This is a genomic window from Haemophilus sp. THUN1691 (genome assembly GCF_059704425.1).
On sequence record NZ_AP046578.1, the window covers coordinates 1,098,129 to 1,111,586 of the forward strand.

General features: G+C 38.8%; 9 protein-coding genes. 1 reads left to right on the top strand and 8 read right to left on the bottom strand.

The genetic code is table 11. From position 1 onward, the window contains the following. Positions 1-29: 29 nt before the first annotated feature. From AC6H0J_RS05345 to aceE, 7 genes are all read right to left on the bottom strand, one after another. Positions 30-1,274 (bottom strand): nucleobase:cation symporter-2 family protein, encoded by a 1,245-nt coding sequence (locus AC6H0J_RS05345; protein ID WP_005628846.1) that lies wholly within the window; start codon positions 1,272-1,274, stop codon positions 30-32. 110 nt (positions 1,275-1,384) lie between these two features. Continuing rightward, complete coding sequence (gene upp / locus AC6H0J_RS05350) at positions 1,385-2,011, bottom strand: uracil phosphoribosyltransferase (RefSeq protein ID WP_118817035.1); 627 nt, start codon at positions 2,009-2,011, stop codon at positions 1,385-1,387. A 123-nt stretch (positions 2,012-2,134) separates the two neighbouring features. Further along, positions 2,135-4,201 carry a DNA polymerase III subunit gamma/tau gene (dnaX, locus tag AC6H0J_RS05355; RefSeq protein WP_497513012.1) on the bottom strand — a complete coding sequence of 689 codons (2,067 nt, stop codon included), beginning with the start codon at positions 4,199-4,201 and terminating at the stop codon, positions 2,135-2,137. 11 nt (positions 4,202-4,212) lie between these two features. After that, positions 4,213-4,755, bottom strand: coding sequence for an adenine phosphoribosyltransferase (gene apt / locus AC6H0J_RS05360; RefSeq protein WP_046953035.1), 543 nt, complete (start codon positions 4,753-4,755; stop codon positions 4,213-4,215). Positions 4,756-4,912: 157 nt separating this feature from the next. Beyond that, a complete protein-coding gene (lpdA, locus tag AC6H0J_RS05365; protein ID WP_118817034.1) occupies positions 4,913-6,337 on the bottom strand; it encodes a dihydrolipoyl dehydrogenase in 1,425 nt (474 codons plus the stop codon). Positions 6,338-6,437: 100 nt separating this feature from the next. Beyond that, positions 6,438-8,333, bottom strand: a complete 1,896-nt coding sequence (aceF, locus tag AC6H0J_RS05370) for a pyruvate dehydrogenase complex dihydrolipoyllysine-residue acetyltransferase (RefSeq protein ID WP_118817033.1) — start codon at positions 8,331-8,333, stop codon at positions 6,438-6,440. A gap of 63 nt (positions 8,334-8,396) precedes the next feature. Beyond that, positions 8,397-11,057: a pyruvate dehydrogenase (acetyl-transferring), homodimeric type gene (gene aceE / locus AC6H0J_RS05375; protein ID WP_118817032.1), complete on the bottom strand. Its 2,661-nt coding sequence runs from the start codon at positions 11,055-11,057 to the stop codon at positions 8,397-8,399. Positions 11,058-11,360: 303 nt separating this feature from the next. On the opposite strand from aceE, the gene mgsA reads away from it, so the two are divergent. Then, positions 11,361-11,819: a methylglyoxal synthase gene (mgsA, locus tag AC6H0J_RS05380; protein WP_048954058.1), complete on the top strand. Its 459-nt coding sequence runs from the start codon at positions 11,361-11,363 to the stop codon at positions 11,817-11,819. A 67-nt stretch (positions 11,820-11,886) separates the two neighbouring features. Here mgsA and AC6H0J_RS05385 read toward each other — a convergent pair whose 3' ends face one another. Continuing rightward, positions 11,887-13,326 (bottom strand): YdgA family protein, encoded by a 1,440-nt coding sequence (locus tag AC6H0J_RS05385; protein ID WP_497513016.1) that lies wholly within the window; start codon positions 13,324-13,326, stop codon positions 11,887-11,889. Positions 13,327-13,458 lie beyond the last annotated feature (132 nt).

A 13,458-nucleotide genomic window follows, 5' to 3' on the forward strand; every position in this document is an offset into this window, starting at 1 on the left:
ATTAGTATTTAACCCTTTTAAAAGGAATCTTATTCTACTTCATTTTTTGCTTTCGGTAAAACAAGGTTTAAGATGATAGCAACAATCGCGCACAAGCTGATACCTTTTAGTGATACGTTACCCACATCTACAAACATATTGCCGATACCAAATGTCATGACGACAGAAATAATACACAGATTACGTGCTTCGGTAACATCAACTTTGCCACGAATTAAGGTGCTCATGCCCACGACTGCGATTGAACCGAAAACAAGCATCATAATCCCACCCATTACAATAGTTGGAATCGTTGATAGGAATGCGCCTACTTTTCCACAGAATGAAATGGCAATAGCCCAAACTGCAGCCCAAGTCATAATATTAGGGTTGAAATTTCGGGTTAACATTACGGCACCAGTTACTTCCGCATAGGTTGTATTTGGTGGTCCACCCACTAAAGATGCAGCTGCTGTTGCTAAGCCATCACCTAATAAAGTGCGGTGTAATCCTGGTTTTTTTAAAAAGTCTTTACCTGTGACAGAGCTGATTGCCATGATGCCTCCCACGTGTTCTACTGCAGGTGCAATGGCAATGGGTAACATATAAAGAATAGCTTCTAGGTTAAATTCAGGCGCAGTTAATTTTGGTAAGCTGAACCAAGGCGCATCGATCACTGGTTGGAAATTAATTAAACCTAGGAATAAACATAAAATATAGCCCGCAGTAATACCAAACATAATCGGGATGAGTTTCATCAATCCTTTGGCAAATACAGCTACAGACAAAGTAGTAAGAAGAGTTACCATTGAAACTAATACCGCGTCGTTATAAGCATAAGCACTATTTTTGCCTAGTGACATATCAACTGCCACAGGAGCAAGTCCCATACCAATAATAATAATTACTGGACCAACGACAATCGGTGGGAAAATGCGTTGTAATGCTTCTGTTCCACGTAATTTTACTAACATGCTTAGTGCTAGATATACAAGACCAGCAGATGCTAAACCACCCATAGTGGTCGCAATGCCCCAAGTTTGAACACCATATTGAATTGGCGCGATAAAGGCAAAAGATGAGGCTAAGAAAATAGGAACTTGTTTGCCTGTGCAAAGTTGGAAGAGTAGGGTGCCAACGCCGGCAGTTAATAATGCGGTATTGGAATCAAGTCCTGTAATTAATGGTACAAGAACGAGCGCACCAAATGCGACGAAGAGCATCTGTAGTCCAACGAATGATTGTTTTAATGTACTTTGTTTTTCCGAAGGGAACGAAGAAGTTTGATTTGTCATTTAGTTTCAACTCTCTGTTTGAATTAACTTAAAGTGCGGTCAGTTTTTCTTGTGTTTCACGCACACAAAAAGACGGCAAGAAAATGCCGTCTATCTTTTATTTTTTGGGATTATTTGGTCCCAAAAATTTTATCACCCGCGTCACCTAGACCCGGAATAATGTAACCATGTTCATTTAGATGGCCATCAATAGAAGCGCAGTAAAGTTCAATGTCAGGATGTGCAGCTTCAAGCGCCTTAATACCTTCTGGCGCAGCGACCAACACTAATACTTTGATGTGTTTACAACCTTTTGCTTTTAAAAGATCAAGGGTTGCAATCATAGAACCGCCTGTTGCAAGCATCGGATCGACCACAATTGCGAGACGCTCTTCTAAATCGCTAGCTAATTTTTGGAAGTAAGGGACTGGTTCAAGGGTTTCTTCATTACGGTAGATTCCCACTACGCTGATACGTGCGCTTGGTACATGTTCAAGTACACCATCCATCATACCTAAACCTGCACGTAAAATTGGAACAACCGTTACTTTTTTACCTTTAATTCGATCGATTTCTACTGGGCCATTCCAACCGTTGATCGTTACTTTTTCAGTTTCTAAATCAGACGTTGCTTCATAGGTTAATAGGCTACCGATTTCTGTTGCCAGTTCACGGAATTTTTTTGTATCAATCTCAGCTTCACGCATCACACCTAGTTTGTGTTTTACAAGTGGGTGTTTTACTTCAACCAGTTTCATTTTCACTCTCCTTTTGACTCTTAAAAAACAAATTGACGAATTTTAGATTAAAAAAATACAAAATGGTAGAGGTTTATAAAAATATTCTGACTTGAAACGGGAGTTTTCAATATAATATTGTCTTTAAACTGGTCGAATACTCTCTATATCTAATTTTGCGTCAAACTCATTAAGTAGAATTTGTAATTTACTATCTTTTTGCAACTCATTTTGAGCTTTTTCCCGCAATGCTTGATAAATATTGCGGCGATATTCAATTGGAGTCGTGACATTGCTATCATCAATATTAATTGTTAATCGAATATCTTTACTTTGCAATTTGCTTAAAGCTTCAACCAAATTTTTTATGCTTCTGTCTTGGCGTAAATGAGATTTTTCTGAATGTAGTCCAAGATTGATTTCATCATCAGTTTTGCTTTGTAAGAAACAATTTAACGCTAATTCTTTGCTAAATCCTGTTACACCAGAACGCTCAACTATATCTGCCCATTCATCTTGTTGTTGAGTTTGGGTAATGATTTTTAAGCGTAGTTCAGGCGTAATATCTTTCAAAATCGCCTGTTTTATATCGGAAGGACGAACGCCTGTATCGGCTTTAGCAAGTTCTGGATTGCTCCATTCCCAACGATAGGTGTCAGCACTCAAGATTTCTTGCTCATCTTGGGCAATTTCTACATTATCATCACTTGAATTTTCTTCAGTGCTATTTTCTTGTGGAGTCTGTGCGGCATTTGATGGTGATGTAGGCTTTTCTATGTGCTTGGGCTTCGGCTCAGTCATTTCTCGCACAGGAAGTGCGGTCATTTTTTTATGGGATTTTTCTTCGTCCAGCTCTTGGATGTGATGTAAAGTTTCACTTACCGCAGCTAATGATTCAGCTTTGTGTTCTTGACGTTCTTGGTTTTCCAGTTGTGTTAAATGTTCAAGCGCATCTAGAGCCGAAAGACTTGCCAAATTTGGAATGCTCGTTTTATTTGGTTTTGCTTGAGAATAAGCTGATTTTATACTTTGCGACAGTACCGGCACATCTACATAATTACCTGTATTTTCAACCGCACTTGGAGTTGATGGCGGTCGAGTAATACTGGTGTTAGCCTTTGGTACTGCCGTAAGGAACTTTGGGTGGAATGCCAATGCCCTCAATAATGTCATTTCTGTGCCAATACGACGGTTTGGCGCATTTGATAAGTCTTTTCTACCAGAAACAATGACCTGATAAAAAAACTGAACATCTTCTGGAGAGATATGTTTGGCTAAAAATGAAAAATGTTCGTTGTCATCTGAAGATTTTTGTGGAAGAAGTTGCATGAGTGCAATTTGATGTAATTTTTCTGCACATTCGCCAAGTAATTTGTCCCAATCGCCTGCCGCATCTGCAACTCTTTGCAGTGTTCGCATTAAGAGTTCACCATTACCTTGGTGTAAGGCGTATAAAATATCAACAGAATAGTTATCATCAAGCAACCCTAACATATTACTTACAACACTATTTGTAATTTGTCGGTCTCCCATTGCAATGGCTTGATCCGTTAAACTTAAGCTATCACGAATACTTCCTTGCGCCGCTTTTGCAAGTTTAACTAATGCAGGATCTTCAAAATGAATATTTTCTTGCGTCAAAATATGGGCAAGATGCTGGGAGATTTGGGTTTCATCTAATGCTTTGAGATGAAATTGTAAACAGCGAGAAAGAATGGTTACAGGTAATTTTTGTGGATCAGTTGTCGCAAGTAAGAATTTTACATATTCGGGTGGTTCTTCCAAAGTCTTGAGCAACGCATTAAATGAATGACGGGATAGCATGTGGACTTCATCAATTAAATAAACCTTAAATCTGCCCACAACAGGTTTATATTGCACGTTATCCAATAATTCACGCGTGTCTTCAACTTTTGTGCGGGATGCCGAATCAATTTCAATTAAATCAATGAAATTACCTTGTTCAATAGCTTTACAATTTTCACATTCACCACAAGGTGTAGCTGTTACACCATGTACACAATTTAATCCTTTTGCAAATAATCTGGCAATAGAGGTTTTCCCTACTCCACGCGTGCCTGAAAAGAGGTAAGCGTGATGTAGTCTATTATCTTTTAATCCATTTGCTAATGCCGTGATAATGTGTTCTTGCCCAACGACATCAGCAAATGTTTTTGGTCGCCACTTTCTGGCTAAGACTTGATAGCTCATCGAATCCTTAATTAATGACCTTCAAAATTGACGAGTGTATAGCAATCAATGCCCAAATTATTTAAGCGTTTTTCGCCACCCAATTCAGGTAAATTAATGACAAATGCAGCGTGTTTTACCACTCCACCTAAACGTTGCACTAATTTTACTGTAGCTTCAACTGTGCCACCTGTTGCTAATAAATCATCAATGATTAAAACATTGTCACCTTCTGAAATTGCATCAACGTGCATTTCCAAAGTATCTTGACCATATTCTAGTTGATAAGATTGAGAAATGGTTTCGCGTGGTAATTTTTTAGGTTTACGTACTAATTCGAAAGGTAAACCTAGTGCTAAGGCAACAGGTGCTCCAAAAATAAAACCACGAGATTCAGTTCCAAGTACTTTGGTAATTTCTTTATCATGATATTGTTCCACAATAAGATCTACTGTTGCTTTAAAAGCTGCTGGAACTTCTAAAAGGGTAGTAATGTCGCGGAAGATAATGCCTTCTTTTGGATAGTTAGGAATTGATTTGATAGAAGATTTAATTAAATCAAGTTGTGTAGTCATAAATAATGCTCAAAAGTGCGGTAAAAAAGAAACGTTTTTAGGACGGTATCTTATCATAAAAAAGTAAAAAGATAGGAAAATAAAAATCCCCTATTGGGGATTTTTATTTAGGTTTAAATTTATAATTTTAGCTGAATTAAAACTTCTTAAATAGAAATTATTTTTTCTTCGATTTTGCATTTGGAAGGTCAGTGATTGAGCCTTCAAATACTTCCGCGGCTAAACCAACAGACTCGTGTAAAGTTGGGTGGGCGTGGATAGTTAATGCGATATCTTCTGCGTCGCAACCCATCTCAATGGCTAGACCGATTTCACCTAATAATTCACCACCGTTAGAACCTACGATTGCACCTCCAAGTACCCGATGAGTGTCTTTATCAAAGATTAACTTTGTCATACCTTCTGAACATTCAGATGCAATCGCGCGGCCTGATGCTGCCCAAGGGAATTTAGCGACTTCGTAGTTTAAACCTTCTTGTTTACATTCTTTCTCAGTTTTACCTACCCAAGCCACTTCTGGTTCGGTATAAGCGATGGATGGAATAACTTTAGGATCGAAGTAGTGTTTTTGTCCCGCAATGACTTCTGCAGCAACGTGGCCTTCATGAACACCTTTGTGTGCTAACATTGGTTGGCCAACAATATCGCCGATTGCAAAGATATGTGGCACATTGGTGCGCATTTGTTTATCAACATGAATGAAACCACGATCATCCACTTCAACGCCTGCTTTACCTGCATCAATCAATTTGCCATTTGGTACACGACCGATAGCGACAAGCACTGCATCATAACGTTTGGTGTCATTGCATGCTTTGCCTTCCATTGAAACGTAGATACCATCATCTTTTGCTTCAACAGCAGTCACTTTGGTTTCAAGCATTAATTTGAATTTTTTCTCGATTTGTTTGGTGTAAATTGCAACAACATCTTTATCCGCTGCAGGGATAACTTGGTCGAACATTTCCACAACTTCAATTTCTGAACCTAATGCGTGGTAAACCGTACCCATTTCTAAACCGATGATACCGCCACCCATAATGAGAAGTTTTTTAGGTACTTCTTTTAATTTTAGCGCATCAGTTGAGTTCCAAATACGTGGATCTTCATGTGGAATAAATGGTAATTCAATTGGGCGAGAGCCTGCTGCAATAATAGCATTATCAAATTTGATTGTAGTTGGATGCCCATCACGGTCACGCGCGACTAAAGTATTAGGATCAGTGAATGCTGCTAAGCCTTCAACAACAGTGACTTTACGCGCTTTTGCCATACCCGCTAAACCACCAGTTAATTTAGCGACAACTGCTTCTTTACCTGCACGAACTTCATCTAAATCAATTTTTGGCTCACCAAAGTAAACACCATTTTTACTTGCGTGTTTTGCCTCTTCAATCACTTTTGCTACATGCAACAATGCTTTAGACGGGATACAACCTACATTTAAACAAACCCCTCCAAGAGTTGAATAACGTTCAACTAATACAGTTTCTAAGCCTAAATCCGCACAACGGAACGCAGCTGAATAACCCGCTGGGCCTGCACCAAGCACGACGACTTGGGTTTTAATTTCTTTACTCATTTTTACCTCGTAAAAACGTTCAAAATATTGACCGCACTTTTGGCGATCGTAATGGATTTGCTAAAACGCCCTTTCTTCTAATTAGAAGAAAGGGGCGTTATTACATAATCAAACGGCGTAAATCTGCTAATACAGCACCGATATAGCTGATGAATCGAGCACCATCCGCACCATCAATAACACGGTGGTCGAATGATAACGACATCGGAAGAATTAAGCGCGGCGCAAATTCTTTACCATTCCATACTGGTTCCATTGATGATTTAGATACACCAAGGATGGCAACTTCTGGCGCGTTTACGATAGGTGCAAAGTGAGTTGTACCAATTCCACCAAGACTTGAAATAGTGAAACAGCCACCTTGCATATCAGATGCAGTCAATTTGCCTTCACGTGCTTTTTTCGATACTTCCATTAATTCACGCGAAAGTTCGATAATGCCTTTTTTGTTCACGTTCTTGAATACAGGCACGACTAAGCCATTTGGCGTATCTACTGCGACACCGATGTTAATATATTTTTTCAGGATTAAGCGTTGTGCATCTTCAGTAATTGAGCTATTGAAACGTGGATACGCTTCTAATGCTTTTGCCACAGCTTTCATAATGAACACAACTGGCGTGATTTTTACGCCGAGTTTTTGTTTTTCTGCTAACGCATTTTGTTCTTTACGGAATGCTTCTAAATCCGTGATATCTGCTTTATCGAAGTGAGTAACGTGTGGAATCATTACCCAGTTACGATGTAAGTTTGCACCTGAAATTTTGTTGATACGACTTAATTCAACTTCTTCAATTTCTCCAAATTTACTGAAATCAACTTTTGGCCATGGTAATAAGCCTAAGCCAGCGCCATTTGCTACACCATTGCCAGCAGCTTGTGCTGTTGCACCGCTTTCATAAGCTTTAACGGCGGTCTTCACATAAGCTTCGATATCTTCTTTAACGATACGCCCTTTACGGCCTGTACCTTTTACTTTATCTAAGTTTACGCCAAATTCACGTGCTAAACGACGAATAACTGGGGTAGCATGCGCATAGCCAGCACTTGCTACCACTTGTTCTTGGCTTAAGCCCGATACATTGCCAGATTGAGCAGGTTGTGCAGTAGGTGCAGGAGATGCAACTTGTGGTGCTGATGCTTGAGCTGGTGCTGTTGCAGCTGGTGCTACACCCGCTACTTCAAAGCGCATAATTAATGAACCAGTCGATACTTTATCACCTGATTTCACGAGAATTTCTTTTACTACACCACCGAATGGAGCAGGAACTTCCATTGACGCTTTATCACCTTCAACAGTAATTAATGATTGATCTTCTGAAACAGTATCACCAACGGCAACCATAATTTCAGTCACATTGACTTCATCACCACCGATATCTGGCACATTCACATCTTTAATTGCAGATGTTGTGGCAGTTACAGGTGCTGCTGTTTGAGCTGGTGCAGCCGCAGCAACTGGAGCAGCTGATGCCGTTTCAAATTTCATGATGAGTTTGCCAGTTGAAACTTTATCACCGACATTAATTAAAATTTCTTTTACCACACCTGCTATTGGTGCTGGAACTTCCATTGAAGCTTTATCGCCTTCAACATTGATGATTGATTGATCAACTTCAACACTATCACCCACTTTAACCATAATTTCAGTAACGTTTACTTCATCAGAACCAATATCTGGTACGTTTACTTCAACAACAGCCGACGCAGTTGGTGCGGTAGCAGCTACTGGTGCTGCAGGTGCTTCAGCCGCTGGTGCTGCGCCCGCTGCTTCTAATACGAGCATTGGGGTGCCTGTTGTGACTTTATCACCGACTTTGACTAAAACCTCTTTTACAACACCTGCTTCTGGTGCAGGCACTTCCATTGAAGCCTTATCACCTTCAACATTAATGATTGATTGATCAACAGAAATGGTATCGCCTACGTTTACCATGACTTCTGTTACTGTAACTTCATCACTACCAATATCAGGAATTTGAATTTGTTTTGACATTTTTTTGTTCCTTTTAAAGTGCGGTCATAAAACACGATGTTTTTTGACCGCAGTTTTCATCAATTACGCGTAAAGCGGATTGATACGATCTACATTCAAACCGAATTTCGCAATCGCATCTGCAACAACTTGGTTAGATACTGTACCTTCTTTCGCTAATTGAGAAAGTGCAGCAACCACAACATAACGTGCATCAACTTCGAAGTGTTCACGTAGGTTTGCACGGCTGTCTGAACGACCGAAACCATCTGTACCCAACACATGATAATGACGACTTGGTACGAATGCACGGATTTGATCTGCGTATGCTTTAACATAGTCAGTTGAAGCAACGGTTGGTAAATCAGCTAATACTTGAGCAACGTATGGTACGCGTTGTGTCTCTGTCGGGTGTAATAAATTCCAACGTGCAGCATCGTGACCTTCACGCGCTAATTCATTGAATGAAGGTGCTGAGAATACATCGGAGGTGACACCATAATCTTTTGCAAGAATTTGTGCCGCTTCACGAACATGACGCATGATAGCACCAGAACCTAACAATTGAACGTGGCCTTTGCCTTTTTTACCTTCCACTGTTTCAAATTTGTATAAACCTTTACGGATACCTTCTTCTGCACCAGCTGGCATTGCAGGTTGATCCATGACTTCATTTAATGTTGTCATGTAATAGAATACATCTTCTTGTTTTTCGCCATACATACGGTTAATACCGTCTTGCATAATTACTGCAACTTCGAATGCGAATGATGGGTCGTAAGTGACACAGTTAGGAATGATACCTGCTTGAATATGGCTATGGCCATCTTCGTGTTGTAAACCTTCGCCGTTCAGGGTTGTACGACCAGAAGTACCCCCCACCATGAAACCACGAGCTAATTGGTCACCAGCAGCCCACATCATATCGCCCACACGTTGGAAACCAAACATTGAGTAATAGATGAAGAATGGAATCATTGGTTGATTATTAACGGAGTATGAATTCGCTGCGGCCAACCAAGATGCGGTTGCACCTAATTCATTGATACCTTCTTGTAGAACTTGACCATCTTTTGCTTCGCGGTAGTAAGCAACTAAGTCACGATCTGAAGGTACATAGTTTTGACCATGTGGGTTATAAATACCAACTTGACGGAATAAACCTTCCATACCAAAAGTACGTGCTTCATCAGCAATCATTGGAACGATGGTTTTACCAATGTTTTTATCTTTTAATAAGATGTTTAATGCACGAGTAAACGCCATTGTAGTTGAAATACCACGTGGTTGTTCTTCTAATAATGCTTTAAACTCTTCTAATGCAGGGACTTTATATTCAACATCAAATTTAGTACGACGAGCAGGAACATAACCGTTTAATGCTTTACGGTGGCCATGTAAATATTCGTATTCAGGGGTACCTTCAGAAAATTTAATGTATTCTAATTTTTCTACTTGCTCATCAGTCAATGGTAAATCGAAGTAGTCACGGAAACCTTTAAGGCTTTCGTAAGACATTTTTTTAGATTGGTGAGCGGTGTTTTTACTTTCCGCTTCAGGAATTTTATAACCTTTAACTTGATGCGCTAAAATCACAACTGGTTTCGTTGCATTTTGTGCTTTTGCATAGGCTGCATATAATTTTTCGCTATCGTGTGCACCACGGCGTAATGCCCAAATTTCATCATCCGTCATATCAGCAACTAATGCGGCGGTTTCTGGATAACGACCGAAGAAGTGTTCACGCACATAAGCACCATCTTTAGATTTAAAGGTTAAATAATCCCCATCAACCACTTCCATCATTAACTGAGTTAATTTACCAGAAGTATCTTTCGCGAATAATTTATCCCAATCGCTTCCCCATAAAACTTTAATCACTTCCCAGCCCGCACCAGTAAATAATCCTTCTAATTCTTGAACAATTTTACCGTTACCATTAACTGGGCCGTCTAAGCGTTGTAAGTTACAGCTGATAGTGAAGATTAAGTTATCTAATTTCTCACGAGCCGCAAAAGTTAATGCACCTTTAGACTCAATTTCATCCATTTCACCATCGCCTAAGAATGCATAGACTTTTTGATCTTTGGTATCTTTTAAGCCACGGTTATCTAAGTATTTTAAGAAACGCGCTTGGTAGATGGCGTTCACAGGGCCTAAACCCATAGAAACCGTAGAGAATTGCCAGAATTCAGGCATTAATTTAGGGTGTGGATATGAAGATAAACCATCGGTAAAGGCTTCTTGACGGAAGTTATCCATTTGTTCTTCAGTTAAACGACCTTCTAAGAATGCACGCGCATACATACCTGGAGCTGCATGGCCTTGGAAGAAAATTAAGTCACCACCGTTTTTCTCGGTTGCTGCTTTGAAGAAGTGGTTATAGCAAACTTCATACATGGTTGCAGCAGATTGGAAAGTTGAGATATGGCCACCTAAGTCAAGATCTTTCTTCTGACTACGCAATACCATAGCAATAGCATTCCAACGCACAGCAGAACGAATACGACGCTCAATAGCATGATCACCTGGGTAAGCAGGTTGTTCAGAAGCTGGAATAGTATTGACATAATCGGTCGTTACACCTGTCGGTAATGAAACACCGTTGGTGCGCGCTTGGCCGATAACTTGCTCAATAATATATTGTGCACGTTCTACGCCTTCTTCACGAATCAAAGAATCTAATGATTGTAACCAATCTTGAGTTTCGATTGGATCAACGTCATTTTTTAAAATCTCAGACATAGGTTTTCCTTATCTGTTAATTAAGTGAACATTAGTTTAGTAAACACTAAACACGAATATCAGAAATGCTTGCTTTTTTACAAACATTTAACAAATCCTGCAAATTTTAGAAGATTTTTTGAGATAAAGATAGTAAATTTTCATCAAATATCCCTGTTGAGTACTGTGTTAATCGGTAATCTTTTGAAAGTGCGGTAATTTTTCTCACCTTTTGTAAAGCCTATTAAAATCATAAGTAAAACATTGCATTCTGTAGGGCTTTGCTTTAAAGTTTTTCAAACTTATTTCAAAAAGGAATCAATCATGCATATAACAACTCGAACGCTCACCCAACACAAACGTATTGCACTTGTGGCTCATGATAGCTGCAAAAAAAATTTACTGAATTGGACTCAAAAACATAAAGAAGCACTTAAGCCTCATATACTTTATGCGACAGGTACGACAGGGCATATTTTAGAACGAGAAACAGGTTTAAGCATTCAATCTTTATTAAGTGGTCCGATGGGCGGCGACCAACAACTTGGCGGATTAATCGCAGAAAAGAAAATCGACATGATGATCTTCTTTTGGGATCCAATGAATGCCGCACCACATGATCCAGATGTGAAAGCCCTCATGCGTATTGCAACAGTGTGGAATATTCCTGTTGCCATTAATCAAAGCTCCGCAGATTTTATGTTAACTTCAGTTTTATTTGAACAAGATGTCGAAATTGAAGTGCCAGATTATGAAGGGTATTTAAAAGAACGTTTAGCTTAAACTGTAACGAAAATTTACCGCACTTTATAGTGAAACAGGGCGATAATTTATCGCCCTGTTTTTGTTATCATCCAAAGCCCCCCATCACAAGCATAAAGAGTACCATTTTCAACTGTTCTTCTGGGATTGGCTTACCATTTAGTTTCAATTCGTTATTCTCTAAAGCAAGCGTTAATGTGACGGTTTTATCGGTGTTTACGATAATGCCATTTGCTTCGTCTTCAGCAATTAATTCGTCCATTCTGTAAACTAAATCTTGTTTTTGATTTTCTGGTATAAATTTAGATAACAATGAAATTGCAGTTTCTTTGTTCACATCAAAATTGATCGAAAAATCTTTGAATTGTTTGTATAAGTCGCTGCGCATTAAATCAAATTTAGGATTTGGCACTAAAGCAATATTCAGATCCAATGCCACTTTGCCTTTTTCATCAGAAATAGAAAGAGGGGCAAATTTAATTTGAGGCTGATTATTCGCAATGGCCATGCCTGCTTGTTGTAATTTTTGCACTAATGGTTTAGGTAACGGCATATCTGAATCAGCCTTGCCTATTGCTACTAAAATGTTTAAAAGTTCTTGTAATGCGTTGCCATCAATATGGTTGAATTCTACATTGTTGGTCACTTTACCTAAGTTGTTACCGTTAATATTTAATTCATCCAGATTTGTTTTATTGATGATATTTACTGTATCACCCTGAACTTGTGTAGTTAAATTTGCTTGGCTGTTTTTCTGAATCAGAGAGAATTTTTCCCCAGCCTCTGCAGATTCGGTATTTTGCTCAAAATAGCCTATTTTACTATTGATATTTCCGCTATAAATAAGTGGCCATTTTGTGCTTTGTAGTGAGCCTTGTACGACAAGATCTTTTATTTTAATTGATGAAGCGGTTGAAACTGCATGATTTGGGTCATTTGAATTAAATGCATCTACAGATAACGTATAATTGCTTGGTTCATTTTTGTCTAAATCTATATTTAATACGACATTTGACCAATCAAAATCAGCCTTGGATTGCTCATTGTGATATTGCCCCGCTGCAAGTTTTAATTCCGCATTACCGCTTAATGAATAATTCATTGCGACATTTAGTTGTAACGGTTTCTCTGATTTTGTGATATCAAAGAATGCCTGAGTTGTTGCATTTTTTCCTAACAAGGTTTGGCTTGAAAAAATGGCTGGAACGAAATTTAGTTTCGCCACACGATCAAGCGGCAAAGGCCCGTGATAAAGTGTTGATGATAAAGGAATAAGGATCGTTTCATTTGCCTTGTGGATTTCTATTTGATCTTGAATATGAGATGCAAATAATCCTCTATCAAATTTTATATTTTTATAAAAAATTTTACTTTCTTCTAATGCATCTGTTTTGGCAAATAGTTGATTTAACTGTTTTAGTTGATGTAAATATTCTTCTTCCGCTTTTTTCCCTGTAAACCATGCACCGGTACACCAAACGGCAGCAAGAGCAACGACTACGCCTGCAGCAATTTTTGATTTTTTCATTTATTTCTTTCCTATTTTAAAGTAAAAATTTTCGCCAAATTTATCATAAATCCCTTTTTCTTGCATGAAAATTTTTGTTTTCCCCTTGAAGTTCATCATTTGAGACTTATCTTGAAAACAAGAACGGAAATC